22 protein-coding genes and 1 tRNA gene are annotated in these 25,238 nt (G+C 70.2%); 6 read left to right on the top strand and 17 right to left on the bottom strand.

Annotated elements, in window-relative coordinates:
• Positions 1-42: 42 nt before the first annotated feature.
• The gene (gene hppD, locus ACJQWL_RS06455) at positions 43-1,149 is read right to left on the bottom strand and encodes a 4-hydroxyphenylpyruvate dioxygenase (protein ID WP_330969406.1); all 1,107 of its coding nucleotides are present in this window, start codon (positions 1,147-1,149) and stop codon (positions 43-45) included.
• Between the two features lie 108 nt (positions 1,150-1,257).
• Here hppD and ACJQWL_RS06450 point away from each other — a divergent pair, with 108 nt between their 5' ends.
• On the top strand, positions 1,258-1,758 hold the full coding sequence (locus ACJQWL_RS06450; protein WP_330969405.1) for a MarR family winged helix-turn-helix transcriptional regulator: 501 nt from the start codon (positions 1,258-1,260) through the stop codon (positions 1,756-1,758).
• Between the two features lie 117 nt (positions 1,759-1,875).
• Here the strand turns inward: ACJQWL_RS06450 and ACJQWL_RS06445 are convergent, their stop codons facing one another.
• From ACJQWL_RS06445 to ACJQWL_RS06435, 3 genes are all read right to left on the bottom strand, one after another.
• Positions 1,876-3,480 (bottom strand): peptide MFS transporter, encoded by a 1,605-nt coding sequence (locus tag ACJQWL_RS06445; protein WP_330969404.1) that lies wholly within the window; start codon positions 3,478-3,480, stop codon positions 1,876-1,878.
• Positions 3,481-3,717: 237 nt separating this feature from the next.
• Positions 3,718-5,310 (bottom strand): AbgT family transporter, encoded by a 1,593-nt coding sequence (locus ACJQWL_RS06440; protein ID WP_330969403.1) that lies wholly within the window; start codon positions 5,308-5,310, stop codon positions 3,718-3,720.
• 103 nt (positions 5,311-5,413) lie between these two features.
• Positions 5,414-6,295 carry a tryptophan 2,3-dioxygenase gene (locus tag ACJQWL_RS06435; protein WP_330969402.1) on the bottom strand — a complete coding sequence of 294 codons (882 nt, stop codon included), beginning with the start codon at positions 6,293-6,295 and terminating at the stop codon, positions 5,414-5,416.
• A gap of 205 nt (positions 6,296-6,500) precedes the next feature.
• Between ACJQWL_RS06435 and ACJQWL_RS06430 the strand changes: the two genes are divergently transcribed.
• The 4 genes from ACJQWL_RS06430 (at position 6,501) to ACJQWL_RS06415 (ending at position 13,482) form a co-directional block, all read left to right on the top strand.
• On the top strand, positions 6,501-9,743 hold the full coding sequence (locus tag ACJQWL_RS06430; protein WP_330969401.1) for a lamin tail domain-containing protein: 3,243 nt from the start codon (positions 6,501-6,503) through the stop codon (positions 9,741-9,743).
• Positions 9,744-9,912: 169 nt separating this feature from the next.
• Entirely contained in the window at positions 9,913-10,986 is a 1,074-nt protein-coding gene (gene pdhA, locus ACJQWL_RS06425; RefSeq protein ID WP_330969400.1) for a pyruvate dehydrogenase (acetyl-transferring) E1 component subunit alpha, read from the top strand.
• On the top strand, positions 10,983-12,002 hold the full coding sequence (locus ACJQWL_RS06420) for an alpha-ketoacid dehydrogenase subunit beta (RefSeq protein ID WP_330969399.1): 1,020 nt from the start codon (positions 10,983-10,985) through the stop codon (positions 12,000-12,002). The genes pdhA and ACJQWL_RS06420 overlap by 4 nt, the downstream gene beginning before the upstream one ends.
• A 52-nt stretch (positions 12,003-12,054) precedes the next feature.
• Positions 12,055-13,482: a dihydrolipoamide acetyltransferase family protein gene (locus ACJQWL_RS06415; RefSeq protein WP_330969398.1), complete on the top strand. Its 1,428-nt coding sequence runs from the start codon at positions 12,055-12,057 to the stop codon at positions 13,480-13,482.
• A 105-nt stretch (positions 13,483-13,587) separates the two neighbouring features.
• Here ACJQWL_RS06415 and ACJQWL_RS06410 read toward each other — a convergent pair whose 3' ends face one another.
• Together ACJQWL_RS06410 and ACJQWL_RS06405 are read right to left on the bottom strand one after the other, a co-directional pair.
• Positions 13,588-13,902 carry a hypothetical protein gene (locus ACJQWL_RS06410; protein ID WP_330969397.1) on the bottom strand — a complete coding sequence of 105 codons (315 nt, stop codon included), beginning with the start codon at positions 13,900-13,902 and terminating at the stop codon, positions 13,588-13,590.
• Positions 13,903-13,977: 75 nt separating this feature from the next.
• Complete coding sequence (locus ACJQWL_RS06405) at positions 13,978-15,270, bottom strand: tryptophan--tRNA ligase (protein WP_330969396.1); 1,293 nt, start codon at positions 15,268-15,270, stop codon at positions 13,978-13,980.
• 227 nt (positions 15,271-15,497) lie between these two features.
• On the opposite strand from ACJQWL_RS06405, the gene ACJQWL_RS06400 reads away from it, so the two are divergent.
• Complete coding sequence (locus tag ACJQWL_RS06400) at positions 15,498-16,253, top strand: hypothetical protein (RefSeq protein WP_330969395.1); 756 nt, start codon at positions 15,498-15,500, stop codon at positions 16,251-16,253.
• A 110-nt stretch (positions 16,254-16,363) separates the two neighbouring features.
• Here the strand turns inward: ACJQWL_RS06400 and ACJQWL_RS06395 are convergent, their stop codons facing one another.
• The 11 genes from ACJQWL_RS06395 to ACJQWL_RS06345 all read right to left on the bottom strand — a co-directional run bounded on the left by ACJQWL_RS06395 (position 16,364) and on the right by ACJQWL_RS06345 (position 25,069).
• Positions 16,364-16,564 (bottom strand): CsbD family protein, encoded by a 201-nt coding sequence (locus tag ACJQWL_RS06395; protein ID WP_330969394.1) that lies wholly within the window; start codon positions 16,562-16,564, stop codon positions 16,364-16,366.
• A gap of 202 nt (positions 16,565-16,766) precedes the next feature.
• Entirely contained in the window at positions 16,767-16,919 is a 153-nt protein-coding gene (locus ACJQWL_RS06390) for an entericidin A/B family lipoprotein (RefSeq protein ID WP_330969393.1), read from the bottom strand.
• A gap of 172 nt (positions 16,920-17,091) precedes the next feature.
• A complete protein-coding gene (rocF, locus tag ACJQWL_RS06385; protein ID WP_330969392.1) occupies positions 17,092-18,015 on the bottom strand; it encodes an arginase in 924 nt (307 codons plus the stop codon).
• Positions 18,016-18,030: 15 nt separating this feature from the next.
• A tRNA-Thr gene (locus ACJQWL_RS06380) sits at positions 18,031-18,106 on the bottom strand.
• Between the two features lie 12 nt (positions 18,107-18,118).
• On the bottom strand, positions 18,119-18,808 hold the full coding sequence (locus ACJQWL_RS06375; protein WP_411300785.1) for an SPOR domain-containing protein: 690 nt from the start codon (positions 18,806-18,808) through the stop codon (positions 18,119-18,121).
• Positions 18,809-18,847: 39 nt separating this feature from the next.
• Entirely contained in the window at positions 18,848-19,579 is a 732-nt protein-coding gene (locus ACJQWL_RS06370; RefSeq protein WP_330969930.1) for a type III pantothenate kinase, read from the bottom strand.
• Positions 19,576-20,586 (bottom strand): bifunctional biotin--[acetyl-CoA-carboxylase] ligase/biotin operon repressor BirA, encoded by a 1,011-nt coding sequence (gene birA / locus ACJQWL_RS06365; RefSeq protein ID WP_330969931.1) that lies wholly within the window; start codon positions 20,584-20,586, stop codon positions 19,576-19,578. Before birA ends, ACJQWL_RS06370 begins: the two co-directional genes overlap by 4 nt.
• Positions 20,586-21,239 (bottom strand): glycerol-3-phosphate acyltransferase, encoded by a 654-nt coding sequence (locus ACJQWL_RS06360; RefSeq protein WP_330969932.1) that lies wholly within the window; start codon positions 21,237-21,239, stop codon positions 20,586-20,588. The genes birA and ACJQWL_RS06360 overlap by 1 nt, the downstream gene beginning before the upstream one ends.
• Before the next feature lie 54 nt (positions 21,240-21,293).
• Positions 21,294-23,027, bottom strand: coding sequence for a diguanylate cyclase (locus ACJQWL_RS06355; RefSeq protein WP_330969933.1), 1,734 nt, complete (start codon positions 23,025-23,027; stop codon positions 21,294-21,296).
• 291 nt (positions 23,028-23,318) lie between these two features.
• Positions 23,319-23,528, bottom strand: a complete 210-nt coding sequence (locus tag ACJQWL_RS06350; protein ID WP_223674519.1) for a cold-shock protein — start codon at positions 23,526-23,528, stop codon at positions 23,319-23,321.
• Between the two features lie 200 nt (positions 23,529-23,728).
• Entirely contained in the window at positions 23,729-25,069 is a 1,341-nt protein-coding gene (locus ACJQWL_RS06345; protein WP_330969934.1) for an HD-GYP domain-containing protein, read from the bottom strand.
• Positions 25,070-25,238: the final 169 nt, after the last annotated feature.

The raw sequence follows: 25,238 nt of genomic DNA, 5'->3' as shown, positions 1-25,238 counted from the left end.
GCCCGCCCTCCTGCCGGAAGCGGGCTCCGGTGACATCACGCGTCAGAGGACGCCGCGCTTCATCTGGTCGCGCTCGATGCTCTCGAACAGCGCCTGGAAGTTGCCTTCGCCGAAGCCTTCGTTGCCCTTGCGCTGGATGATCTCGAAGAAGATCGGGCCGATCGCGTTCTGGGTGAAGATCTGCAGCAGAAGGCGCTTCTTGGTCTCGGCATCGGCGTCGATCAGGATCTTGTTGCGCGCCAGCCGCGCGACGTCCTCGCCATGGTCGGGGATGCGCTGGTCGACCACTTCGAAATAGGTGTCGGGGGTGTCGAGGAACTCGATGCCCTGTGCGTGCATCTTCTCCACCGTTTCGTAGATGTCGTCGGTGAAGCACGCGATGTGCTGGATGCCCTCGCCCTTGTAGGCGTCCAGGTACTCGTTGATCTGGCTCTTGGGGTCGTTGGACTCGTTGAGCGGGATGCGCACCACGCCGTCGGGCGCGGTCATCGCCTTGGACACCAGGCCGGTCTTGGCGCCCTTGATGTCGAAGTAGCGGATCTCGCGGAAGTTGAACAGCCGCTCGTAGTAATCCGACCACTTCTGCATGTTGCCGAAGTACAGGTTGTGGGTCAGGTGGTCGATGAACGTCAGGCCGAACCCTTTCGGGTTCTGGTCGACGCCTTCGATCGGCTCGAAGTCGCCGTACGGGCTGCCCTTGGCGCCATAGCGGTCGACCAGGTACAGCATGCAGTCGCCGATGCCCTTGACCACCGGCGCATCGATCGCCTTGCTCTGCGGCTTGTGGTCGATGGCCTCGCCGCCGTTGCCCAGCACCGTCTTGCAGACCGTGTCGGAAGATTCCTTGAAGCGGATCGCGAAGCCGCACGCGCTGGGGCCGTGCGCCTTGGCGAAGTCCGCCGCGAAGCTGTCCGGGTCTTCGTTGACCAGGAAGTTGACCCCGCCCTGGCGGTACACGGTGATCGGCCGGCTCTTGTGGCGCAGGACCGCGGTGAAACCCATCCTGCGGAAGTAGTCGTGCAACAGCGCCTGCTGGCCTTCGGGCGCGGCGAACTCCACGAACTCGAAGCCGTCGATCCCAAGCGGGTTCTCGAAGGTGGTGACCTCCATGCCGAGGTTGGGGGCTTGGGATGCGGACTGAGCGCTCATGGGGGGACTCCTGGGTGACGCGTGGCCGGGGCGGGCCGCACGCGGGTCGCGGGGCCAGCCGTAGAGGTTATAGTTTCACATGAAACCATAGGCAAGACACAGCGCAACATGAACCCTTGCGACGACAGGCCTGCGACCGGCCCCGGCGGTGCCGCCCATGCCAGGCTCGAGCTGGAGCACTTCCTGCCCTACCGTCTTTCGGTGCTGTCCAACCGCGTCAGCAGCGCGATCGCCCGCGTGTATTCCGAGCGCTTCGGACTGGGCGTGACCGAATGGCGTGTGATGGCGGTACTGGGTCGCTACCCGGACCTGTCGGCCGGCGAGGTGGCCCAGCGCACCGCGATGGACAAGGTCGCGGTGAGCCGCGCGGTGGCCCGTCTGGTCGACGCCGGCCAGTTGCGGCGCGATACCCATGGCGACGACCGGCGGCGCTCGGTGCTGCGGCTGTCGCGCGCGGGCTACGCGATCTACGACGAGGTGGCCCCGCATGCGCTCGCGTTCGAGGCACGCCTGCTGGAGGGCTTCGACGCGGGCGAGCGGGAGCTGCTGTTCCGGCTGCTCGACCGGCTGGACGAGCTGGAACTGAAGGCCGAAGCACAGGCCTTCTGAGCCTGCCGGCGTGCGCCGGCCCGGGAGACCCGGGGTGCACGAATGCCGCGGCGGATGCCGGATCAAAAAAAAACGGCGGCCGAGGCCGCCGTTCTTTTTTTTTGGGACGCGGGACGGTCAGTAGTCCTTGCGCTCGGTGCTGGTGTTGATGCCGGCGGCCTGCGGCTCGGCCAGCTCGGCCTCGCCCGCCAGCACGTGGTCGTCATCCTTCAACGTGTCCAGGTGCATCAGGCGCTTGATCAGCGGGGAGATCAGCACGAAGCCGATACCGACCGCAATCGCGATCCAGCCGATGCGGCTGTACACGTCGAGCACGACCTGCTGCGCCGCGCCTTCGCCCGATGCCGCTTCCGAGCCGGTGGCCGCCGCGATCAGGCCGGCGACGAAGTTGCCGGTGGCCGAGGCGAAGAACCACGAACCCATGATCAGGCTGGCCATGTGCGCCGGGGCCAGCCGGTTCATCGCCGACAACCCGACCGGTGACAGGCACAGCTCGCCGGTGGTGTGCAGCAGGTAGATCAGGAAGATGAACATGACCGGGGTCATGTTGCCGGTGGCCACCGCGGCCGCGCCGGCCACCAGCACCAGGAAGCCCGCGCCCAGCTGCACCATTGCCAGGCCGAACTTGGCCGGGGCCGACGGCTCCAGGCCGCGGCGACCCAGCGTGGTCCACAGCCAGGCGAACACCGGCGCCAGCAGGATGATGTAGGCGGCGTTGATCGACTGGAACATCGAGGCGGGCACTTCCCAGCCCATCATGTTGCGATCGACGTAGCGGTCGGTGTAGAGGTTCAGCGAGGAGCCGGCCTGCTCGAACAGTGCCCAGAACAGCACCGAGCCGATCATCAGGATCATCGCCGCGAACACGCGGTCACGCGCGTGGCGGTCGAGCCGGGTCACCGCGATCCGGATCACGTAGGCCAGCAGGATCGCGCCCGCGACGCCCAGGGCCCAGCCGACGATGGCCTGGTTCTGCACCATCCACCAGCAGACCAGCACGATCACGATGCCCAGGCCGTAGAGCAGCCATTCGAAGGGCAGGCCCATCACGCGCTCACGCAGCTTCGCGGGATTGCTCGACTCGCCGTGGCCCTGCAGCGACGGCTTGCCGATCACGAACACGATCAGGCCCAGCAGCATGCCGACGCCGGCGGCGCCGAAGCCGTACTTCCAGCCGTAGGTCTCGCCGAGGTAACCGCACAGCAGCGACCCCAGGAACGCGCCGAGGTTGATGCCCATGTAGAAGATCGTGTACGCGCCATCGCGGCGCACGTCGGTGCGCGGATACAGCTGGCCGACCATCACCGAGATGTTGGCCTTGAGGAAGCCCGAGCCGACGATGATGAAGGCCAGCGCGAGCCAGAACGCGTTCAGCGCCGGGCTGTTGCCGCCGCCGTCGCCCTCGAAGCCCATCAGGAAGTGGCCGATGGTGAGCAGAACCGCGCCGTACAGCACCGCCTTGCGCTGGCCCAGGTACTTGTCGGCGAGGTAACCGCCGATCACCGGGGTGATGTAGACCAGCGCGGTGTACGCGCCGTAGACCATCGAGGCCTCGCCGTCGGAGAACAGCCAGTGCTTGGTCAGGTACAGCACCAGCAGCGCGCGCATGCCGTAGTAGGAGAAGCGCTCCCACATCTCGGCGAAGAACAGCATGTACAGGCCGCGCGGGTGGCCGAGGAAGGACTTGCCTTCCGGGGCGGTGTAACCGGGTGTGGAACTCATGCGGGATGGACTCCTGGCGGCCGCGCGCGGCCTTGGGGGTACGGTGAGGGTGGTCGCGACGCCGCCAGCGCGGTGCCGGTCGGCAAAACGACGGCAAGGTGTAACCGCAGCGCCCCATTGGAGTCAAACCGCAGGCGTACTGCTGCAATGCAGCAAACGGCGCGCTGACGACACCCAAGCGGCCGCCCGGAGGCGACCGCCACTACCCGGGGCGTGCCCGGGGGCGGGGCGCGCGGGTCAGCCCGCGGGCGCGTAGGTATAGGTCGAGCCCACGCCCAGCGGAATGCCCAGCGCCCAGAAGCCGATCAGGAACGCGCTCCACACCACCAGCAGGGTCACCGAGAACGGCAGCATCAGCGCCAGCAGGGTGCCCACGCCGGCCGACTTCACGTAGCGCTGGCAGAACACCACGATCAGCGGAAAGTACGGCAACAGCGGGGTGATGATGTTGGTCGATGAATCGCCCACCCGGTACGCGGCCTGGGTCAGGTCGGGCGACACGCCCAGCTGCATCAGCATCGGCACCATGATCGCGCCGATCAGCGCCCACTTGGCCGACGCCGACCCCACCACCAGGTTGACCATGCCCGAGAGCAGCACGATGCCGACCACCGTCAGCGCCATGGGCAGCCCAAGCGCCTGCAGCCCGTTGGCACCCTTGATCGCCATCAGCACGCCCAGGTTGGACTGGCCGAAGGCATAGATGAACTGCGCGGCGAAGAACGCCATGACGATGTAGTAGCCCATTCCGGCCATCGCCGTGCTCATGCCGGCAATGATGTCGCGGTGGGTCTTCACGGTGCCCGACACGTAGCCGTACACCACGCCGGGGATCAGGAAGAAGATGAAGATCAGCGCCACGATCGATTGCATCAGCGGCGCGGTGAAGGCCAGCAGCGGGTTGGTCCCCGGCGCCAGGCCCTCGGCCGGGGCGGCCCACGGCGTGCCCTCGGGCAGCAGGCTGAGCGCGAACAGTCCCACCGCGATGCCGCCTGCGATGAGCGCGGCGACCAGGCCGCGGCGCTCGTGCGGGGCCAGCGGCTCCATCGTCGGCATCTGGCTGGTGTCACCGTCCACCGGCGTGTTCTTCAGGCGCGGCTCGATCACCCGGTCGGTCAGGAACCAGCCCACGGCGACGATGAGGAACGTGGAGGCGGTGGTGAAGAACCAGTTGTTGAGCGGATTGATCTCGATGGCCGGGTCCAGCAGGCGCGCGGCTTCCTGGGTCAGCCCGGCCAGCAGCGGGTCCAGGCTGGAGGGCACGAAGAACGTCGCCGAGAAGCCGCCCGACACGCCGGCGAACGCCGCGGCGATGCCGGCCAGCGGGTGGCGCCCTGCCGCATAGAAGATGACCGCGCCCAGCGGGATCACCAGCACGTAGCCGGCGTCCACCGCGATGTGGCTGAGGATGCCGACCGCGATCACCGCCGGGGTCAGCAGCATGCGCGGGGTGACCGCGAGCATCGCGCGCAGGGCGGCGTTGATGAAACCGGTGTGCTCGGCCACGCCCAGGCCGAGCATCGCCACCAGCACCACGCCCAGTGGCGCGAAGTTGACGAAGGTCTTCACCATCGTCGCCATGAAGGCGGTAAGGCTGCCGCCGCTGAGCAGGTTGACGATCTGCACCGGCTCGCCGCTGCGCGGGTCGATCTCGCCGAAGCTGACGTTGGCCAGCAGTGCCGACAGGGCCCAGGTGGCCAGCATCAGGATCAGGAACAGCACCGCCGGGTCCGGCAGCCTGTTGCCGACGCGCTCCACGCCGTCGAGGAATCGCGTGACAAGGCCGCGCTTGGCGGGCGGGGCGGTCGGGGTCGGCGTGGGCTGGGACATGCGCGGTCCTGGCAGGTTCGAGGTGGGCCGCATCGTAGCAAGCGCGGCGCTTCAATCGACCAGGGGCGGCGCAGGTGCCGCGCCGCTGTCGCGCGTGGTGGCGCTACCGTGCCTTGCCGCCGTAACCCGGACCGGGTCCGATGCAGGTGCGGACCTCGAACAGTTCCGGGAAGAACGTCAACTCCAGGGCCTGCTTGAGGAAGCCCACGCCCGAGGACCCCCCGGTCCCGCGCTTGAAGCCGATGATCCGCATCACCGTGCGCATGTGGCGGAACCGCCACAGCTGGAACTGGGTTTCCAGGTCGACCAGGTCCTCGCACAGGTGGTACTCGGCCCAGTGGGCATCGGTGTCCTCGTAGATGCGCTCGAACACCGGCAGCAGCGCCGGCTCGGACACGTGCGGACGCGACCAGTCGCGCTCCACCAGGTGCGCCGGCACCGGATGCCCGCGCCGGGCCAGGTGCCGCAAGGCTTCGTCGTAGAGGCTCGGCGCCTCCAGCACCTCGCGCAGGCCGGAATGGGCGGCCTCGTCGTGCGCGAACACCTTCAGCATCGACGCATTCTTGTTGCCCAGCAGGAACTCGATGGTGCGGTACTGCAGCGACTGGAAACCCGAGGACGGCCCGAGGATCTCGCGGAATTCCATGTACTCCGACGGCGTCAGCGTTTCCAGCACCGACCACATCTCGGTGAGCTGGCGCAGGATCGCCTTGCAGCGGGAAAAGATCTTCTGGCAGCCGCCCAGCTCGTCGGCGCGCAGCAGCGCGATGGCGGCCTTGAGCTCGTGGATCATCAGCTTCATCCACAGCTCGGACACCTGGTGCTGGACGATGAACAGCATCTCGTCGTGGTGCGGCGGGTCCGACAGCCGCTGCTGCGCCGACAGCAGCCGGTCCAGGTGCAGGTAACCGGCGTAGCTCAGCCGCCCCGACAGGTCGGTGTGGATTTCCGATTCCAGCGCGCGCTCGTTCTTGTCGACCGTCATGTCCGTCCCTGCGGTAACCGCGGCGAGCCACCCGACCGGGCCGCGCGCCGTTCCGGTGGTTCCGGAAGCAGGCAAGGGTAGCGCACCGGCTGCGTCCGGCCGGCGCGCGGTCATCGGGCTGACATGCGGATGCCGGACGATCCGTGCACACTTTTGCCAGCCCGCCACAACGGGGCGGCCAGTACACACCAACGGGGATCCAGGGATGAATCGAACAACGGGCCGCATCGCGGCGTGGGCGCTGGTGCTGTGCACCGGCCTGGGCGCAGCCGGCACCGCCGGCGCGCAGGTGGTGGTCAGCCAGGTGTACGGGGGCGGCGGCAACTCCGGCGCCACCCTGCGCAGCGACTTCATCGAGCTTCGCAACACCGGCGCGGCAGCGGTCACGCTCGACGGCTGGAGCGTCCAGTACGCATCATCGGGTGGCTCGTCCTGGCAGCGCACGCCGCTGTCGGGTTCGATCGCGCCGGGTGGCTACTACCTGGTCAAGCAGGCCGACGGCGCGGGCGGGTCGCTCGACCTGCCCACCCCGGACGCCACCGGCACCATCGCCATGGCCGGCACCAACGGCAAGGTGGCACTGGTCAGCAGCGGCGGCGCACTGTCCGGCGCCTGCCCGCTGGCTGCGGCCACGGTGGTGGATTTCGTCGGATACGGCGGCAGCGCCAACTGCTTCGAGGGCGCCGGCGCCACCGCCACGCTCAGCAACACGACGGCGGCGCTGCGCAACGGCGATGGCAGCGTCGACACCGACGACAATGCCGCCGACTTCACCCGCGGCACGCCTGACCCGCGCAACAGCGGCGCCCAGCCGCCGGCACCGCCCGACCCGCCGATCGCCCTGCCGATCGCGCAGATCCAGGGCGACGGCCTGGCCTCGCCCTACGACGGTCGCAGCGTGGTGACCGAGGGCGTCGTCACCGCCATCAAGTTCAACAACGGCTTCTTCCTGCAAAGCGCCAACGACGACGGCAACCCGGCAACCTCCGAGGGCATCTTCGTGTTCACCGGCAGCGCGCCGCCGGCGGCTGCCGCGGTGGGCAACCGGGTGCGCGTGACGGCGACGGTCAAGGAGTTCATCCCCTCGTCCAACGTCAACCAGCTTGCGATCACCGAGCTGGTCTCGCCGACCATCGACCTGCTGGAAAACGGCGTCGCCCTGCCCGCGCCGGTCGAGCTGAGCGCCGCCGAACTTCGCCCGGAGGCCCTGCCCGGGACGCTGGAGCGGCTGGAGGGCATGCGCGTGTCGGTGGCCGAGTCGGTGGTGGTGGCACCGTCGGGCGGCAGCATCGACGAGAACGACGCACGCGCCTTCAGCGACGGCGTGTTCCACGTGGTTCTGCCCGGTATCGAGCGGCCCTTCCGGGAAGCCGGCATCGGCATCCTGGACCGGTCGCTGGACACCCTGCCCGCCGGCAAGAACCCGCCGCTGTTCGATACCAACCCCGAGCGACTGATGGTCCGCAGCCGCGGCCAGGTCGGTGCGGTGCCGTTGTCCGTGGACGTGGAGGCCACCGTCAGCGGGCTGGTGGGTGTGCTGGACTACTTCGCCGGCACCTGGGCGCTGCTGCCCGACGTCGCCACCCCGCCCGCGGTGGCCGGCGGCCGCCTGCCGGCGGCGGTCAACGATGCCGACTACGACCAGGTGACCATCGCCGGGTTCAACCTGCTGCGGCTCTTCGACGAGGTGGCCGACGGCAATGGCGCGGTGACACTGACGCCCGAGGCGCTCGACAAGCGCCTGGCCAAGGCCTCCGCGGCCATCTGCGACTACCTGAAGGCGCCCGACATCCTCGGCGTGGTCGAGGTCGAGAACCTGCGCGTGCTGCAGCTGCTGTCCGACCGCCTGTCAGCCACCTGCCCGTTGGCGCCGGCCTACGTGCCGCACCTGGAACCGGGCAACGACGTGGGCGGCATCAACGTGGGCTACCTGGTCAACACCCGTGACGCCGGCGACGGGCAGCCGCGCGTGCAGGTGCTGGGCGTGACCCAGTTCGGCAAGGACGCGACCATCGCCAACCCCAACGGCACCACCAGCCTGCTCAACGACCGCCCGCCGCTGGCGCTGCGGGCGGTGGTGCACGACGGCCGCGGCGGTGCGTACCCGGTCACGGTCATCAACAACCACCTGCGTTCGCTCAACGGCATCGACAACGTCGCGCCGGGCAGCAGCGGCTGGGCGACCGGCGGCGAGCGCGTGCGGGTCAAGCGCGGCGCACAGGCGGCGTACCTCGCCGGCCTCGTCGAGCAGATGCAGGCCAATGATCCGGCGGCGCACATCGTGCTGGTCGGCGACTTCAACGCCTTCGAGGTCAACGACGGCTATGTCGACGTGATGGGGATCATCCGCGGCGACGAAGCCGCGCCGGAGCGCGTGCTGACGTACGTGGACAGCCCGCTGACCTCGCTGCTGGTCGACGGCTCGCAGCTGATCGCCGACAACGACGAGCGTTACTCCTATGTCTTCGCCGGCAACGCGCAGACCCTGGACCACGTGCTGGTCAACGAGGCCGTCGTCAACGGCGTGGCCGGCCTGTCGGTGGAGCACGCGCGGATCAACGCCGACTTCGGCGTGGACAACTTCGGCGACGCCGGCATCGCCGTGCGTTCGTCGGACCACGACCCGGTGCGCTTGGCGATACGCGTACCGGCGTTCACGGCGGCCGACCTGGCGGTGACCGTCGAGGCCGACGTGGCCGCGGCACGGGCGGGCGGAAACGTTGCCTACCGGGCACGCGTCAGCAACGCCGGGCCGGGCGCCGGGGCATTCGCGAGCGTGGCTTTCGTGTTCGACGCGCTGCTGGCCCCTGAATGGACGGACGTCGAGGCCGGCTGGGCCTGCGCCGCGCCGGTCCAGGACGACGCCACCACCACCCTGACCTGCACGCATCCGTCGCTGGCGGCCGGTGGCCAGGCCACGTTCGGGCTGCAGGCGGTGATGCCGGAAACGGCCGGGCATGCCCCTCTGACCCTGGCGGTGGCCACTCAGTCGACCACGCGCGACCCGGCCAACGGCAACAACCGCGACAGCGTCAGCGTGGCCCGGGCCACGTCCGCGGACCTGTCGGTGCGCATCGTCGGGTCCGCCGCGCATCTTCGCCGCGGCGCGGTCGCCACGTTCCTGGTGCCGGTGACCAATGCCGGTCCGGATGCGGCCGAGCTGCCCCGGCTGGTGATCGAGGCCAACGTCGACCCGCGCGTGGCGGCCGCGGCCGCCCCCCCGGGCTGGCAGTGCGTGCGCATCGCGGGCGCCAGCTTCCGCGCCGAGTGCACCGCCGACACCGCGGTGGTCGCCGGAACCCGCTGGTTCGCCTTCGCGCTGGTGGTACCGGGTACACCCAGCCGCGGGGCGGACTGGGTGTTCCAGGCGTCTGTCGAGGCCGCTACCCACGACCCGGTCCCGGGTAACAACGACGCCACGCTGCTGGCCCCGGCCCGCCGGCGCTGACCGGAGCACGGGGTACGTTCCACCGGGGGCGTGGCGCAGGCCACGCCCCTTTTCGTTGCGCGTCCGCAAGGCCAGCACACCCGCGGCGAAAAGGCTTGCCGCGTCGCGCAACGGCGCCCTACGGCGCTGTGGTTATCATCGGCCGGTCTGTGTTCGAGGAATTCCCCGCGTGACCATCGCCGCATCGTTCGAAATCGAGTACCTGCAATTCATCGGGCCCGACGGCAAGACCGTCGCCGAGCTCCCCGAAGCCTTCCGCGACCCGTCCGCGCTGGTGCCGCTGTTCAAGCAGATGCTGTTCGTGCGCACGTTCGACAGCAAGGCCATCAAGCTGCAGCGCACCGGCAAGCTGGGCACCTACGCCGCCAGCCTGGGGCATGAGGCCACCCACGTCGGCATCGGCGCCTCGATGAAGCCCGAGGATGTGTTCGCCCCCAGTTACCGCGAGTACGGCGCGCAGTTCATGCGCGGCGTGCTGCCGCGCGAAGTGCTGCTGTACTGGGGTGGCGACGAGCGCGGCAATGATTTCGAAGGCCCCCGCCACGACTACCCGTGGTGCGTGCCGATCTCGACCCAGTGCCTGATGGCGGCCGGGGCGGCGCTGTCTTTCAAGCTGCGCAAGCAGGACCGCATCGCGGTGGCCTGCTGCGGCGACGGCGGCTCGTCCAAGACGGACTTCTATGCCGCCTTGAACTCGGCCGGCGCCTACAAGTCGCCGCTGGTGCTGTGCGTGATCAACAACGGCTGGGCCATTTCAGTTCCCCGCCACGCCCAGACCGGCGCCGAGACGCTGGCCCAGAAGGGCCTGGCCGGCGGCCTGCATTGCCTGCAGGTGGACGGCAACGACCTGGTCGCGGTGCTCGAGGGGATGCGCCGCGCGGTTGAACGCGCCCGCAGCGGCGAAGGCGGCAGCGTCATCGAGTTCATGACCTATCGCCTGCACGACCACACCACCGCCGACGACGCCACCCGCTACCGCGACGACGCCGAGGTCAAGGCGGGCTGGGAGCGCGAGCCGATGACCCGCCTGCGCACCTACCTGACCGATGCCGGCGCCTGGTCCGAGGACCAGGAGAAGGCCTGGATCGAGGAGTGCGGCAAGCGCGTGGATGTCGAGATCAACGCCTACCTGGAGACACCGGTGCAGCCCGTTGAAGCGATGTTCGACCATCTGTATGCCGATCCGCCCGCCGACCTGCTCGAGCAGCGCGAACAGGCGATCGCACGGGAGGGCCGCGCATGAGTGCCGCCAAGAACAAGGCCGCCACGCCGGCCGCGCCTGCCCCGATCACCCTGATCGAGGCGATCACCCAGGCGATGGCCCACGAGATGCGCGTGGACGACAGCGTCGTGGTGCTGGGTGAGGACGTCGGCGTCAACGGCGGCGTGTTCCGCGCCACCGCGGGGTTGCACGCACAGTTCGGTTCCGATCGGGTCATCGACACCCCGCTGGACGAGACCACCATCGCCGGGCTCACGGTGGGCATGGCCAGCCAGGGCATGAAGCCCATCGCCGAAGCCCAGTTCGACGGCTTCATGTACCCGATGGTCGACTTCATCGTCTGCCATGCGGCCCGCATGCGCTACCGCACCCGCGGCCGCCTGCATTGCCCGATGGTGCTGCGCGTTCCCTGGGGTGGCGGCATCCGTGCGCCGGAGCACCACAGCGAGGCGAACGAATCGATCTTCACCAACGTGCCCGGGCTGCGGGTGGTGATGCCGTCCTCCCCGCAGCGTGCCTACGGCCTGCTGCTGGCGGCCATCCGCGAGCCGGACCCGGTGATCTTCTTCGAGCCCAAGCGCATCTACCGCCAGTACAAGGAGCTCGTGCCCGACGACGGCGAGGCCCTGCCGTTGGACGTGTGCTACGTGCTGCGCGACGGCACCGACGTGACCCTGGTGACATGGGGCGCACAGGTGAAGGAAACGCTGGAGGCCGCCGAGCAGCTCGCCGGGGAGGGCATCAGCGCCGAGGTGATCGATGTCGCCACCCTGCGTCCACTGGACTTCGCCACCATCGCCGAGTCGGTGTCCCGGACCGGGCGCTGCGTGATCGTGCACGAGGCGCCCAAGACCGCGGGCTTCGGTGCCGAGATCGCCGCCCGGCTGGCGGAGGAGTCGATGTACGACCTGCTGGCACCGGTCGAACGCGTCACCGGCTACGACACCCACATCCCGCTGTTCCGCCTCGAGATGAAGTACCTGCCCAGCGTCGACCGCGTCGTTGCCGCGGCGAAACGCGCGATGGCGGCGGGCTGAAACGACAGACATTGCAAGGGCGCCACCGCGTCCCCGCACCAGAAGGATTGCCATGAGCAACAAGAAGAGTTTCTTCCTGCCCGACCTGGGCGAAGGCCTGCCCGACGCCACCATCGTCGAGTGGACCGTCAAGGTCGGCGACACCATCCAGCTGGACGATGCTCTGGTATCGATGGAAACCGCCAAGGCCGTGGTCGAGGTGCCCTCCCCGGTCTCGGGCAAGGTGCTGAAACTGGCCGGCGAGGCGGGCGACGTGGTCGAGACCGGCGCGATGCTGGCCGAGTTCGAGATTGACCCCTCGCTGCCGCAGCGCTCCGAAGGCCAGGACACCGGCCACCATCATGGCGGCGGACAGGCCTCCAAGGGCCAGGCGTCCAAGGGCCAGCCGTCCAAGGGCGTGGGCAGCCAGGACCCGGCGCCGGATGACCGGGTCGTCGCCTCCGACGAAGGCGGCGCGATAAGGAACGACGGCGAAGCCCCGGCCAAGGGCGCCACCCGCGAGGACAGCGGCACCGTGGTCGGCGCCATGCAGTCGTCCGACACCGTGCGCAGCGAGCAGGCCAGCAGCGTCGGTGGCGTCAAGGCGATGCCGGCGGTACGTGCGTTGGCGCGCAAGCTCAAGGTCGACGTGTCGCGGGTCGACGCCACCGGCGCCGACGGCGTGGTCACCATGGCCGACGTCAAGAAGGCGGCCGCCGACGGGTCCGCCCCGATGGGCGCCGCGCCCCGCGCGGCCGACCGGGCCTCCCACGCGCCCCCGTCATCACCCGCCCCGGCCCAGCGCAGCACGCTGTCGCACGCCGGCAAGCCGATGCGCACCCAGCCACCCGGCGTCGCGGCGAGCGGCCAGCCCGAACAGCTCAAGGGTGTGCGCCGCAACATGGCGCGGGTCATGGCCGATGCGCACGCCAAGGTGGTGCCCACCACCCTGTGCGATGACGCCGACCTGCACGCCTGGATCGGCAAGCAGGACATCACCGCGCGCCTGATCCGCGCCATCGTCGCCGCCTGCAAGGCAGTGCCGGCGCTCAACGCGTGGTTCGACGGCGACAAGCTGGTGCGCACCCTGCACCCGCAGGTCGACATCGGCATCGCGGTCGACACCGACGACGGCCTGTTCGTACCGGCCCTGCGCAACGCCGACATCCTCGATGCGGCGGGCATCCGCTCCTCGATCCAGCGCCTGCGCGCGCAGGTCGAGGAGCGCAGCATCCCGGCCAGCGAGCTGTCGGGCTACACCATCAGCCTGTCGAACTTCGGCATGTTCGCCGGCCGCTATGCCACCCCGGTAGTGGTGCCGCCCACCGTGGCGATCGTCGGTGCGGGCAAGCTCAGCCACGACGTGGTGGCGGTAATGGGTGGCGTGGAAGTGCACCGGCGCATGCCGATCTCGCTCACCTTCGACCACCGTGCATGCACCGGTGGCGAGGCCGCCCGTTTCCTCAAGGCGCTGCTCGACGACCTCGCCCGCGAGTCCTAGGCCCGACCAGGCGGACGGTGCCCGCAGCCCGGGCGCCGGTTCCGCGATACGCGCGATTGCCTGCGGCGCGACCATCCGTCGCGCCGCACTGCCATGCGGAGGGGGCTAGTGGCGCCTGGCGCGGAACCAGCGCGCCCGCAGCACGAATGCCACCGTCAGCGCCGCCAGGAACACGCCATAGCCGAGCGCAGTGGCGAGCACCTGCTTCCACATGGCGCCATGCACCGGGTCGGCATTGTGGTACGACCACCAGATGCTGGCCACGAACGCCGCCAGCGACAGCGCCAGGGCCGCGGCGTCGAACAGCCGCCGACCGGCATCGCGCGGCTGCCGGGGGAACAGCCAGAACACCGTTCCCAGGATGGCGAACCACGGCAGGAACAGGATCAGCGAAAGGTTGAGTTCGACGAGCGGGTTCATGGTCGCGGGCGGTCCTCCTGCATGGCGGATCGGGGTGCGTGCGGCTGCCGGCGTTCGGCAGGCAGTGGACCTGGGTCAGGCCCCGGCGCGCAGCGCGCGCATTGCCTCGACCACCTGCGCCGCGTCGGTCCCGTCCGGGAGCTCGAAGTGGGTATCCAGCGCGGCTACGCCGTCGCGCACCGCCTCGTCGACCTGGGCGTTGGCGGCGGCAGGGCTGCCAGCACCACGGCTGATGGCCAGGGTGTCCTTGCCGACCACCAGCTTGACGTGGAAGCGGCCGTCACGCTCGCGATAGACCTTGAGCTGCGCGGCGTCGCCCTTCCTGGAGGCATCCGGGGTCGCGACCGGCGACACCGCGACCGACAGGTCCCGCAACCCCACCGCCTCGCGCAGCGCCTTCAGCAGCGGGGTCGCATGGCGCTCGCGCAGCCGCGCAGCGCCGTCGCGCAGCGTCGCTTCGATCTCCGCCGGGCGCGCCATCAGCGCTTCGTATTTCCCGCGCAGCGGCGAGACCTCGGCATCGATGCGTTCGAACAGGGCCTGCTTGGCATCGCCCCACGCGATACCGCCGGCGAAAGCGCTCCGCATCGCATCGGTTTCGGCACCGCTGGCGAAGGCCTGGTAGAGCTGGAACACGTTGGAGGCGTCGGCGTCCTTGGGCTCGCCCGGCGCGCGCGAGTCGGTGACGATCGAGAAGATCAGCTTGCGCAGCTGTTCGCGCGGGGCGAACAGCGGGATCGTGTTGTCGTAGCTCTTGCTCATCTTGCGGCCGTCCAGGCCGGGCAAGGTGGCGACCTGCGCCTCGATCACCGCCTCGGGGAGGGTGAAGTGCTCGCCGTACAGGTGGTTGAAGCGCTGGCCGAAATCGCGCGCCATTTCGATGTGCTGCACCTGGTCGCGGCCCACCGGCACCTTGTGGGCGTTGAACAGCAGGATGTCGGCGGCCATCAGCACCGGGTACATGAACAGCCCGGCGGTCACCCCCGCGTCGGGGTCATCACCTGTCTCGGTGTTGCGGTCGACCGCGGCCTTGTAGGCGTGGGCGCGGTTGAGCAGGCCCTTGCCGGCCACGCAGGTCAGCAGCCAGGTCAGTTCCGGGATCTCGGGGATGTCGGACTGGCGGTAGAACCACACCCGGTCCGGCTCCAGCCCGCAGGCGAGCCACGTCGCGGCAATCTCCAGCGTCGAACGCTGCACGCGCGCCGGCTCGCTGACCTTGATCAGCGCGTGGTAGTCGGCCAGGAAGAAGAAGCTCTCCACCCCCGGCGTGGCGCTGGCCGCCACCGCCGGGCGAACGGCGCCAACGTAGTTGCCAAGGTGGGGCGTGCCGGACGTCGTGATGCCGGTGAGGACTCGGGTGGACTGCATCGCGGGCCTTTGCGCACCGGCTCGGGCCGGCCGCCGGATGAACGGGCGGGCAGTTTACCGTGCGCCGGCAACCCCACTGGCGGCATTGGCACGTTGGCGTGTTCCGTCAACCTGGGAGAACCGCCATGTCGCCTGCACCCCGCCCGTCTTCACCCCGTCCCTCGTCACCCCGTCCTTCGCCACCGCGGATCCGTTCCCACCGTGTCGCCGCAGCCGCCATCGCGCTCATGGCTTCACTGCTGGTCCCGGCCACCGCCGCCGCCTGGCCGGTTTCCCTGGCCGTTCTGGACCGCGATGACGGTCAGTGGCTGTCGCCCACCCGCCACCGCGGGGAACACTGGATTGCTGGCACCCCGGGCCACCGCTACGGCGTGCAGCTCACCAACACCAGCGACCGCCGCGTGCTGGTCGTACTGTCCATCGACGGCGTCAACGCCATCAGTGGCGATACCGCCCACCCGTCGCAAGCCGGCTACGTGCTGGCACCGGGCCAGAGCACGCGGATCGACGGCTGGCGCAAGTCGATGCAGGACGTGGCGGGGTTCCACTTCACCCGCCTGGGCGACAGCTACGCCGCACGCACCGGGCGGCCCGACCATGTGGGCGTGATCGGTATTGCGGTATTCGCCGAGGCACGTCGCACGCCTGTGTACCCGGCGCCGCCGCCGATCGCGCATCCACAGGCCGACGCAGGGGCGGCTCGCGAGTCGAGGCGGGGAGCGATCGCCGCGGAGTCCAGTGTCGCCGCACCCGCGGCCACGCAGCGCATCGGCACCGGGCACGGTGAGCGCGAATACGCGCCGACCCGCCATGCGCGCTTCGTGCGCGCCTCCCGCCAGCCCACCCAGCTGCTGCAGTGGCGCTATGACGCGCCCGAAGCCCTGATGGCGCGAGGCATCGTGCCGCATTGGAAATGGCGTGGCCCCCGCCACGACCGGCCGCAGGCCTTCCCCACCGGATTCGTTCCCGACCCGTCGAATTGAGATCACATCGAAAAAGCGGGCCGATGAGCCCGCTTTTTCCTTTGCGCACCCGGTGGTGCGGCTCTGGCAGGTGCGGGTGAGCGCGGCTGCGCCGCGCCCCGCCCGGGGAATCAGTTCAGCGTCTGGCTGAAGTCGTGCACTTCCCTGTCGGCACGCTCGCGTGCCCAGCCGTAGCGCTCCTGGAGGCGGCCCGACAGGTACTCGGCGTTGCCCTCGGCGGTGTCGAAATCGTCGTCCGTCAGGTCGCCCCACTTCGCCTGGGCCTTGCCCTTCACCTGGTCCCACTTGCCGGAAATGATGTCCTTGTTCATGTGCGTTGCTCCTCGTTCTGGGGGAATGCGGTGTGCCTGCACCGCACGCAAAGCTTCGCATCCCGGGTGTTGGATCCCGGTCGCAACCCCGTTAAACGAACCTTGATGAGCATGAATGGGGCCAGCCCACGGGCCGGAACGCGCACAAAAAAAGAGCCGGGCAATGCCCGGCTCTTCCTGGAAAACTACGCTGGAGCCCGTATCAGCAGTGGGCGTCCTTGCAGTCCTCGGCCTTGTCTTCGACCTTCTCGCCGACCTTCTGCACATCCTCGCCAACGCCGGCCATGGTGTTGCATGCGGTCAGGGTGCCCATCGAGAACATGGCAACCAGCATCAGGGTGATCAAACGCTTCATGTGGATCTCCTCGTCGTTTCGTCGTCGGAATCGTCGAACGGCCACGTTGGCCGCCTCGGGGCGAATCAGACGCGAAGGGGCGTGAAGCGCACGTCTATCGGGCCCTGTTCGCCGGGGTGGCGCACTGCCCGCGTTCAGGCGCGGGGCACGCTGCGACAGGCCCGCGGCCGCATCAGTCGCGCATCAACGTCGATTTGCCGAACAGGCTCTCGACCAGGTCCACGGCAATCTCCGCGGTCACGTTGCGGCTGTCGATCACCGGGTTGAGCTCCATGATGTCCAGCGAGCGCATGCGGCCGGTGTCGGCGATCATTTCCATCACCAGTTGCGCCTCGCGGTAGTTCGGCCCGCCCGGGACGGTGGTACCCACACCCGGCGCGATCGAGGGGTCCAGGAAGTCGACATCGAAGCTGACGTGCAGGTGGGTGTTGTCGTCAACGCCTTCCAGCGCCTCCTCCATCACCCGCTTCATCCCGACTTCGTCGATGTAGCGCATGTCGTAGATGTCGATGCCGTATTCCTTCACCAGGCGCTTTTCCCCCTGGTCGACCGAGCGGATTCCGATCTGGCGGATGTCGGCGGCATCCATCGCCGGTGATTCACCCGACAGGTGGGTGAGTTCGCGAGGGCCAAGCCCGCACAGGCACGCCACCGGCATGCCGTGCACGTTGCCCGAGGGCGTCACCTGGTGGGTATTGAAGTCGGCATGCGCGTCCAGCCACAACACGCGGAGCTTCTGGCCGGTCTCGCGGCAGTGGCGGGCGACGGCGGTGATCGACCCTAGACCCAGGCAATGGTCGCCACCCAGCAGCACCGGCAGGCGCTGCTGGCGCAGTTCGTCGGCCATCGCGCCCATGACCGCGCGGTTCCAGGCGACCACCTGGTCCAGGTGGCGGTAGCCCTCCACCGGGGGCTGCCACGGGTTGCGCGGGCCTTCCAGGTTGCCGCGGTCGACCACCTCGACGCCGCGGGCCTCCAGCGCCTCGCCCAGGCCCGCGATGCGCAGCGCATCCGGCCCCAGCCGCGCACCGCGGTCACCGGCGCCGATGTCGGTGGGGGCGCCAATCAGGGAAACGGGGGGATAGCTGCGCTGCATGGCTGACTCCTGACGTGGTGCCGACTGTCAGAGTTGAACTGACGACCTACCGCTTACAAGGCGGTTGCTCTACCAACTGAGCTAAGCCGGCGAAGCGCCCATTCTATCGCGGTGGCGTGCCGCGACCCCAGCCGACCTGTGCGCAGTCGCGTGGCACGCGGCGCGGGGCGCCGGTCGCGGACTGCGCGGCGTCGGCATCGAAGCCGGCCTCCACGCCCAGGTCGAGCCACACCTGCGCGGCATCACCGAGCGGTTGCGCGACGGCCTGGTCGAAACCGGCGGCCTCCAGCGAGGCCACCCGCCGGCGTGCGGTGGATTCGCCGCCGTAGCGTCCCAGCGCGATGGCGTTCGCGTCCTCGCCCTCGCGCATCACCAGGTAGTCCTCGTAGCCCGCCTGGCCGATCCGCTCGGCCAGCGCCTGGGCCGCCTCCAGGCTCGGCTGGGGCGGGATCAGCACGCGCCAGCCGCGGCCGCTGTCCACCGGCTCGCGCCGCAGTTGCACCCGCGCCGGCACACCGACGGGCAGGCGTGCCCGGGCCCGCGTCGCGGCACGGGTGTCCTCGAACGGGCCCAGGCTGAAGCACTGCAGGGGCCGCACCGGCGCGGCACGTACCCGGGCAGGCGCGGCGGCGGTATCGGCGTCGGTGGCGGGCTCGCCGACCCTTTGCAGCTGGAGGACGCCTTCGGGCAGCGGCTGGGGCGCGGGCGGCGGCGGCACGTCGCGCAGCAGCCACCACGCGGCGACACCCAGGTTGAGGGCGAGCAACAGGACGATCGTGGCGCGGATCAGCATGCGGCGACTATAGAACGCGAGCGTCCGGAACCAGAACGCTCACGCCTGCGCCGCCCACGCCGCAAGGCCGGCCAGCACCAGGTCGGGGGCATGGCGGGCCTGCGGCAGCCTCGGCAGCAGCGCCGGCGCGCCGCCGCCGTGTAGGTACAGGGTCGGCACCTCGCCGAGTTGCTCCTGGGCAAGGGCCAGGCTGTCGCGCACCAGCGCGGATGCGGCTCCTTCGCAGCCCGAAGCAAGCGCATCCGGCGTGTCGTCGGCAAAGTCACGATAGGTGCCACCGATGGCGGGCAGGTGCGCGACGCGCGCGGTGAGCGCTTCCCGCATGAGCGTGGGTGAGGGTGCGATGCGGCCGCCGAGGTGCAGCCCGTCGGCGTCCATCAGGTCGATCGTCAGGGCGGTCCCGACCCCGCACAGCAGCGCCGGTCCCCCGCTCGCTGCGCGCGCGCCGATCATCGCCAGGAACCGGTCCACGCCGAGCCGCTGCGGCTGCGCATAGGCGATGCGCACGCCGCAGCAGGCGGGCTGCGTGCTGACGAAGTCGACGCGGCCAGCGCGGGACGCCAACGCATCGGCCAGGGTCCGGGTCAAGCCGGGCGCAGCGACGCTCGCCACCCAGGCACCCTCGATGTGCGCCGGCAGCAACGCATCAAGCGCCTCGCGCCACGTGCCGCCGTCGTGGGCCAGGGCATGGACCTCCCCGGACCGGCCGTCGGCGCCGAGCGGCGCGCACTTCAGCCGGCTGTTGCCCAGGTCGAACACCCACTGGCTCATGCCCCTTCCTCCCTGGCGCCGGCCAGGCGCAAGCTTGCTTCGCCGGCATGGAAGACCCGCGCCTGGCCCCCGGGCAACGTCACCTCCAGCCCGCCGTCGCCCGTGATGCCGCGGGCGACGCCTTCGATGCGGCCGCGCTCGCCCTGCACCACCACCTCGCGTCCCTGCAGGGCATCCACCGCCGCGTAGCGCGCAAGGAACGGGGCCAGTCCGTCGCGATCGAACGCGGCCAGTGCCGGCAGCCAATGCTCCAGCACCGCGGCCGCCAGCCGGTTGCGGTCGACCGCCGCGCCGCGATCCAGTCCGGCCAGGTCGCACCACGGCTGGTCGATCAAGGCCGCCGCGCCGGCCGGCATCCGCACGTTGAGGCCCAGTCCGATCACCGCGCGCACCGGGCCGGCGTGCTCGCCGCTGCCCTCGACCAGCAACCCGCCCAGCTTGCGCAGGCGACCGTCTTCGTCCACCACCACGACGTCATTGGGCCACTTCAGGCGCACGCGGCCGATGTCCATTGCGTGCAGGGCTTCCACCGTGGCCACGCCGGCCACCAGGCTCAACCCGCCCAGCCGTGACAGCCCGCCGCCGAAGCTGCGCGCCAGCGACAGGTAGAGGTGTGCGGCCAGCGGCGAGTTCCAGTGGCGGCCACGGCGGCCGCGGCCGGCGGTCTGGCGCTCGGCCAGCAGGACGCATGCGCTGCCGTCGGCCGGTACCGGCCCGGCCATCAACGCACTGTTCGTGGAGTCGATGGTCCAGGCAACCGCCAGCGAGGCCATCCGGCGTCTCGCATCCGCGCCCAGCGTCCGCTCGATCAACGCGGGATCGAGCAGTGCCATGGGCTGGGCGAGCGCATAGCCGATGCCGGGTCGTGCCTCGATGGCCACCCCCGCCTGGCGCAGCGCCTGGATGCGCTTCCAGACCGCGGCGCGGGTCTGGCCCGCCTCCCGGGCCAGCGTGTCACCCGAGAGCGGTCCGTCGATCAGCCGTTGCAGCACAGCGCGGTCGTCCATCAGGGGCCCCGCCGCCAGCGGTGCAGCAGCCGTGCACGCGCGAAACGTGATTCGGTGCCGTCCCGCAGCTTGGCGAGGTGGCCGCGGTGCGCCCACACCATCAACGCGCACGCCGCGAAGGCGAACACCAGCCGCGGCACCTCCGCGCCGGTCGTCCATGCCAGCAACGGCAGCAGCAATGCCGCGACCACGGTCGCCAGCCCGAGGTATCCGCTGGCGAACGCCACCGCCATCCACCCCAGCACCAGCACTGCAACGGCGAGCGGCCACATCACCAGCAACCCGCCCAGCAGCGTCGACGCGCCCTTGCCGCCGCTCAATCGGTACCAGACCGGCCAGACGTGGCCGGCCAGGGCGGCGAACGCGGCCAGGTAACCGTGCGCGGTGACTGAAAGCGGGCTGCCTACCGGGGCATAGCGCAGCGCCAGCCACGCGGCCAGCGCGCCCTTGGCCACGTCCAGGCCCACGCCCAGGACGAAGCGCCACCCACGGGTCGCTGCCGGTTGGATGCCCTCGCCGTCGACGGATCCCGGCGTGGGGGTGTTGATCCCGCGCGCGTGGCCCAGCAGCCGCGCACCGGACACCGAACCCAACAGGTAGGCGGCCAGCACCAGCAGCCAGGTCAGCAGTCGAATGTCGGCGATCCAGGCCATCCCGCGATTATGCGTGAGCGCGCCGCAGCCCCGTGTTGGCGGGGTTGGCCGGGCTCAGGCGACCGTGCCCTCCACCCGGTTGCGGCCGCCGCGCTTGGCGCGGTACAGGGCCATGTCCGCGTGCGTGTACAGGCGTTCGGCGGCCGACTCCATGGCACCGGCATCGCCCTCCGCCAGCCAGATGCTGGCCACGCCGATGCTGACCGAGATCGGCAGCTGCAGCCGGCCGATCTCGAGCGGGCTGGCCCCGTCCACCCGGCGCCGCAGGCGTTCACCCAGCGCGGTGGCCTGGGCGAGGTCGGCACCGGCGGCGATCACCGCGAACTCCTCGCCGCCGATGCGTGCGATCGCATCGGTCGGGCGCAGCCCCTGGTCGAGCAGGTCGGCCACCAGTTGCAGCACGCGGTCGCCGGCGGGGTGGCCGTGGGTGTCGTTGATCCGCTTGAAGTGGTCCAGGTCGACCAGCAACAGCGAGAGCGGCTGCAGCTGCTGGCGTGCGCGCTGCATTTCGTGGGCCAGCTGGTTGTCGAAGTAGCGGCGGTTGTTGAGCCCGGTGAGGCTGTCGGTGACCGACAGGCGCTCGAGCGCGTCGTTGGCACTGTGCAGCTCGCGGGTGCGCTCCTCGACGCGGCGTTCGAGCGTGTCGGCGAGTTCGCGCAGTTCGTGCTCGCGCCGGCCGACCTGGTCGAACAGCGTGCTCAGCGCCGACGACAACTGCTGCGCCTCGCGGTAGCCGCCCAGTTGCGGCAGCTTCACAACGGCCAGCCCGGTGCGCATCACGGTGGCCGCCTCGGCCAGCGCATGCAGCGGCGCGCCGATCTTGCGCGCCAGCAGCAGCGCGCCGGCAACCGACAGCAGCGCCAGCACGCCCACCACCGCGGTGAGGGTGTGGCGCAGGTCCCGCAGCTCCGCCATGGCGGAGGTGCGGGTCTCACGCACCAGTACGTGCCAGCCCAGGGTCGGGGCGTCCGGGTCCCGCCCGGTGCGGGCGTAGCCGGTGAGGTACTGCACCCCATCGTCCCAGGTCTCGGCGACGTGACCATTCGGGCGCTGGGCCACAGCGCGCGCGCTGTCGGTGGCCAGGGTCCGTCCGACCTGGCCTGCCGGGCCCATCAGCACGCGACCCTGCGCGTCCAACACGAAGATATCGACGGCGCTTCGATCGGCGGCCGGGCCCAACAGCAGGTCGCGCTGGCGCTCGGCCCAGCGCCAGGACAGGTGCGCACCCACCACGCCCAGAAGCTCGCCTTCCTCGCTGCGCACCGGGGCGGCGGTGTCGATCAGGCGCAGGGGCTGGCCATCGGAGCGGCGCGGGAGCAGGCGCGCAAGCAATGCGGCTTCGTGCACGTCGCCCAGGTGCGGACCGGTGCGCGCGGCCTGGAACCACGGCCGCGCCGACACATCGCCGCCTTCCAGCAGGCCGCCGCTGGCCACGCGCACGGTTCCGTCTGCCGCGGCGAAACCGATCCACGCGTACGCAGGCTCGCTTCGTACCAGCTCGCCGAACAGCCGTCGCACCGCACCGGCATCGACCGGCTCCGTCCTCAACAACGGCAACAACGCCAGCAGGCGAACGTCGTCCAGCCGCTCCTGCACGCCGACGTCCAGGCGCTCGGCCATATGCCGGGCCTGCGCGTCCAGGCGCCGGCCCGCTTCGCGCTCCATCTGCCGGGTGGCCCCCAGGTTGGCCATGACCGCCAGCGCGACCGCGAACCCGACCACGATGGCGCCGTATCCAAGTCCGAGCCAGAACCGCAGGCCGCGCAGGGGTGCATGTGCACGCGTCACCGCCGGGCGGGGAGGCGGCTGGGGTTCGCCAAGGGGTCCGGTTCGGGAATCCGCTCGAGGTTCGTGGGGCTCGGCCATCGGGGGCGATTGTGTCATCCGTTGCGCGGGCGACCGTCGCGGCGGGCCAGCGGGTTGGGACCGACCGTCCTATCGGACACTCGGCGCAAGGGGGTCGTGGATGGCAACCGGCCAGGTGGCCGGATCGCAGGCAAAGAAAAACCCGGCCGAAGCCGGGTTTTCCGAAGGTGTCGCGGCGGCGCGGGGCCGCTGCGTCAGGTCAACGCGTCGCCCTTACAGCGGGGTGACGGCGTCGGCCTGCAGGCCCTTCTGGCCCTGGGTCACGGTGAACTCGACCTTCTGACCTTCCTGCAGGCTCTTGAAGCCATTGGACTGGATGGCACGGAAGTGCACAAACACGTCCTCGCCGTTCTCACGGCTGATGAAGCCGAAGCCCTTGGCATCGTTGAACCACTTGACGGTACCGGTTTCACGGTTCGACATTTTCTTGCTCCTTGTAACGGATGTATTGGAATACCGCCTACGCGGCGTTGAGCTGGTTGCAAGGAGGAAGCGAGTGCAACGATGTAGCGGATCAGGGATCTACGGCATCGGGCCACGTTTCGGGTGACCCTTGACGAACACAGCGGGTGAACGGTAGCCCGGGCCGCGTTGCAATGCAATCACTACGTGAGATCGCCTGTTCAGCTTGGGCTCTTCGCCTCGCCATCAAGCGCGCAGGCCTGCGCCGACTCTGGCGCTGCGCCCTGTGCCGGGGCGGCCGCCAGGTCGCTGCCCGGATCCGGCTGCAGGCCACAGACGGCATCGGCCCCCGCTCCCCCCGCCGGATGTGCTGGAAGCGGGGCCGCGGTACGGGCCAGCACCGGCCTGCCCGCCGGGGCATCGGCCCAGAATCTCGCGCAATTGCTCAGGAAGGCCTGGTAGCGGGCCTGGGGCACGGCCTCCACGATGGCGTGCTCGGCTTCGCGGGTGTCGCGCGAGCGGGCTACCGCCGCGAACGTCCCGTTGGCGTTGACCAGGCGTGCCACCCGCGGGCACGCGGCATTGCCGCCGCGATGGGTGACCACGCCCACCTCGCCGCTGGCCAGACGCACCACGGTGCCGGGCGGGAACACACCGATTTCCTTGACCAGCAACCCCGGCAGTTCGGCGTCCACCGCGGTGCCCCGTTCCAGGAACAGGTTGCGCAGCGCGTTGCGTGCGATGACCGCCTCGCGGTAGGCACGCGGCCGCACCATCGCCGAGAAGATGTCCACCACCGCCAGCAGCCGGGCGCCGGCACCGATGTCATCACCCCGCAATCCGTGCGGATAGCCGCTGCCGTCCAGTCGCTCGTGGTGGTGCTGGACCGCATCCAGCCACAACGGGTCCTCGACCCCGGCGGCCCTGAGCAGCATCACCGCCTCGTCGGGGTGGGCCTCGACCTGCCGCCGCTGCTCGGGGCTGAGTTCGCCCTGCTGGCTGTTGAGGGTCTCGGCGATCGGGCCCAGCGCCAGGTCGTAGGTGAGCGCGGCGGCCATCATCGAATCGACTTCGGCCGGCTCGCATCCCCGGGCGCGGGTGGCCATCTGGCACAGGATCGCCGCGTGGACCTGGCGCGAGATCGGCCCACCGTCGTCCAGGTCAAGCTGCACCGCTGCAAGCGCGGCATCCGCATCCCGGTCCACGAGGGCTTGCAGCTCGGTCACCAGCTCCAGCGCCATCAGCGCACCATCGGGCGTGCCGGCGGCCAGCAGTTGCATGTGCGCCTCGGCCAGCCGTCGCTTGAGCGCGCGCACCTCGCCGAACACCGGTGGCAGGGGCGCGGGCGGCGCTTCGGCGGCGGCGCTCGCTTCGTCGGTGGGGCCCGCGTCCTCGACCAGGCACAGCGCCGGGTCGACATGGCCCCGCTGCAGCAGCGTCAGGCGCTGCGCCTCGCACAGCACCACCACGCCGGCATCGGCCAGCAGCTTGCCGGCCGGGTCGAAAAGCGGCCATGCCAGCGGACTGCCGACGATGAGTTCTTCCTCCAGCACGGGGCGCACGCAGGTCTCCGGTCGGGCAATGGGCGCGCGACCGGGGGACGGCCGCGTTTCACTCCCGGCATCGGCCCCGGCGCGGAAAACTGAAGGCGACGTGCGACGCGATGCGCCGTCACCGGGTCAGCGCGGCGTAGGCGGCGCCGCGGCAGCGCCCGACGCGTGCGGCGGCCGC

It is taken from the genome of Novilysobacter viscosus, assembly GCF_046600715.1.
GTDB lineage: Bacteria > Pseudomonadota > Gammaproteobacteria > Xanthomonadales > Xanthomonadaceae > Lysobacter_C > Lysobacter_C viscosus.
This window is presented reverse-complemented; position numbering and strand designations above follow the sequence as displayed.

Coding starts and splice junctions, on each gene's coding strand:
- ACJQWL_RS06435 (WP_330969402.1), bottom strand. CDS start 6,295: ATGACGGTCGACAAGAACGAGCGCGCGCTGGAATCGGAAATCCACACC.
- ACJQWL_RS06350 (WP_223674519.1), bottom strand. CDS start 23,528: ATGTCGAACCGTGAAACCGGTACCGTCAAGTGGTTCAACGATGCCAAG.
- ACJQWL_RS06370 (WP_330969930.1), bottom strand. CDS start 19,579: ATGAGCCAGTGGGTGTTCGACCTGGGCAACAGCCGGCTGAAGTGCGCG.
- ACJQWL_RS06400 (WP_330969395.1), top strand. CDS start 15,498: ATGGCTTCACTGCTGGTCCCGGCCACCGCCGCCGCCTGGCCGGTTTCC.
- birA (WP_330969931.1), bottom strand. CDS start 20,586: ATGGACGACCGCGCTGTGCTGCAACGGCTGATCGACGGACCGCTCTCG.
- ACJQWL_RS06450 (WP_330969405.1), top strand. CDS start 1,258: ATGAACCCTTGCGACGACAGGCCTGCGACCGGCCCCGGCGGTGCCGCC.
- ACJQWL_RS06445 (WP_330969404.1), bottom strand. CDS start 3,480: ATGAGTTCCACACCCGGTTACACCGCCCCGGAAGGCAAGTCCTTCCTC.
- ACJQWL_RS06375 (WP_411300785.1), bottom strand. CDS start 18,808: ATGCTGATCCGCGCCACGATCGTCCTGTTGCTCGCCCTCAACCTGGGT.
- ACJQWL_RS06440 (WP_330969403.1), bottom strand. CDS start 5,310: ATGTCCCAGCCCACGCCGACCCCGACCGCCCCGCCCGCCAAGCGCGGC.
- ACJQWL_RS06390 (WP_330969393.1), bottom strand. CDS start 16,919: ATGAAGCGTTTGATCACCCTGATGCTGGTTGCCATGTTCTCGATGGGC.
- hppD (WP_330969406.1), bottom strand. CDS start 1,149: ATGAGCGCTCAGTCCGCATCCCAAGCCCCCAACCTCGGCATGGAGGTC.
- ACJQWL_RS06410 (WP_330969397.1), bottom strand. CDS start 13,902: ATGAACCCGCTCGTCGAACTCAACCTTTCGCTGATCCTGTTCCTGCCG.
- ACJQWL_RS06405 (WP_330969396.1), bottom strand. CDS start 15,270: ATGCAGTCCACCCGAGTCCTCACCGGCATCACGACGTCCGGCACGCCC.
- ACJQWL_RS06415 (WP_330969398.1), top strand. CDS start 12,055: ATGAGCAACAAGAAGAGTTTCTTCCTGCCCGACCTGGGCGAAGGCCTG.
- ACJQWL_RS06395 (WP_330969394.1), bottom strand. CDS start 16,564: ATGAACAAGGACATCATTTCCGGCAAGTGGGACCAGGTGAAGGGCAAG.
- ACJQWL_RS06430 (WP_330969401.1), top strand. CDS start 6,501: ATGAATCGAACAACGGGCCGCATCGCGGCGTGGGCGCTGGTGCTGTGC.
- rocF (WP_330969392.1), bottom strand. CDS start 18,015: ATGCAGCGCAGCTATCCCCCCGTTTCCCTGATTGGCGCCCCCACCGAC.
- ACJQWL_RS06360 (WP_330969932.1), bottom strand. CDS start 21,239: ATGGCCTGGATCGCCGACATTCGACTGCTGACCTGGCTGCTGGTGCTG.
- ACJQWL_RS06420 (WP_330969399.1), top strand. CDS start 10,983: ATGAGTGCCGCCAAGAACAAGGCCGCCACGCCGGCCGCGCCTGCCCCG.